Annotated in this window: 1 protein-coding gene; it reads right to left on the bottom strand. The window is 66.0% G+C overall.

Annotated features, from left to right (window positions below; translation table 11 throughout):
- Positions 1–91 precede the first annotated feature (91 nt).
- A complete protein-coding gene (locus tag ABZ796_RS27675) occupies positions 92–1345 on the bottom strand; it encodes a DUF222 domain-containing protein (RefSeq protein WP_357341396.1) in 1254 nt (417 codons plus the stop codon).
- Positions 1346–1626: the final 281 nt, after the last annotated feature.

Below are 1626 nucleotides of genomic sequence, written 5' to 3'. Positions count from 1 at the left end.
GAGGTCGAACAGGCCTACTACGCTGACCTTGATTCAGCCCAGCCGGCGACCGCCGGACAGGGAAACCGATAGGAACGAAACCCAGGGCGAATCAGGTGCCGTCCGGTAGTCGCTCATGCACGTAGGCCGGGTTGTGCGCCAGCCGGTGATGATGCGGACACAACAACGCCCCGTCCTTCAGATCCGTCTTCCCGCCGGCCGCCCAAGGGTCGAGATGGTGGGCATCGCACCACTCCGGTGGCATGTCACACCCCTCGGCCTGGCAGCACTTCTGCTGCAACCGCAACGCCTTGCGCTGGATCGGCTGGAAGAACCTGCTGCCGCGGCCGGCATCGAGGACCTCACCCTCACCACCGAGGACCCAGGGGATGATGGTGGCGTTGCACGCCATCCGCCGCGCCTCGGCCGCGCTGATCACCGCGCCGTTGGTCTCGTCATACCCCAGCGTCGCGACCCCGAGGTCCTTACGGAGCTCCTCAAGGCTGATCACCACGTTGACAGTGGTGGCATCACCACCATGACGGGGCAGGGCGGCGGGGTCGATGGTCTCCAACAACCGCGAGAACCCCTGACCCATCAACCGCCCCCACGGCGGCAACGGGCTGCCCTTGGCAACCAACTGCTGCTTGCGGGGCTGGGCGTAGGCCTCCACGAGCCGCTTGAACCGCATCCCCATCGAGACCGGTAGAACACCCTCAAACCCGACGGTCCCGTCGTGGTTGTCCCACACCCGCAACGCGGTCCTCTGCTGGGCGCGTTCCTCCTCGGCCAGGAGGGCCTTGGCTTCGGCGTCCTCGAACCGGGCCGGGTCGATCTCGACCAAGATCCGGCGTCCGGCGATCTTGAGCTGGTTCGCGGTCAGTTCGGTCGCGTAGTCGACCAGCAGCTTCTCGGCCAGCACCAAGTCCTCGGCACTGGCGACCGGGTCAGCCTCGACCTTGTCGAGCGCACGAACGATCACCCGCGCCTTGTCCTCGGAGACCACACCCTGCGCCAGCCCGGCGGCCACGTGCTCGTACTTCGCCACCCGGGCAGCCAGTTTGAGCTGGGACCGAGCCTCACCCTTGTCGACCAGCAACTCGGCCCGCATCCAGGCGGAGGCGTCCTTGGCGCCGGTCTCCTCGGCGATATCACCGGCAGTAGCGAGGACCCGGAGTTTCACCGCGGCCAGCTTGGCCTGGAGTGTCTCCAGCCGCTCCAGCGAGTGCTTCTTCTGCGCGGTGCGCCAGTAGGCGGCATTCCGGGCCAGCAGCCGGTCGAGGGAGGATTCGATGGCAGTCATCTCGGTCTCGATCGGGTCGCCGGGGTTGGTGCCCCAGTGGTTGATCTCGGGTTCGAGACTCATCGCCGCTCCCTCCCCTCGTTGAGGTGTTGTGATGGCTCTGATTCTACGCCTCAACCACACCTTCTACCATCTATTTTCCCTGCTCAAACAATGTTTTCGCGGTGAGCGAACGACATCGTTCCTGTGGATGGTAAGTGGCCCGAAGGGCCACCCTCCACCCCCTGCAACACCATCCGTCGCAGGAGTGAATGCGCTGCGCCACACCCGGGCCGCCGCCCCGATAGCCAGCCAAGTTTTTCTCGACGGGCGCCGGTGTCCAGGACCGCGAAGCGGCCGGCGAA

This window comes from Nocardioides sp. NPDC047086, from assembly GCF_040643685.1.
Taxonomy (GTDB): Bacteria; Actinomycetota; Actinomycetes; order Propionibacteriales; family Nocardioidaceae; genus Nocardioides.
This window is presented reverse-complemented; position numbering and strand designations above follow the sequence as displayed.

Coding starts and splice junctions, on each gene's coding strand:
- ABZ796_RS27675 (WP_357341396.1), bottom strand. CDS start 1,345: ATGAGTCTCGAACCCGAGATCAACCACTGGGGCACCAACCCCGGCGAC.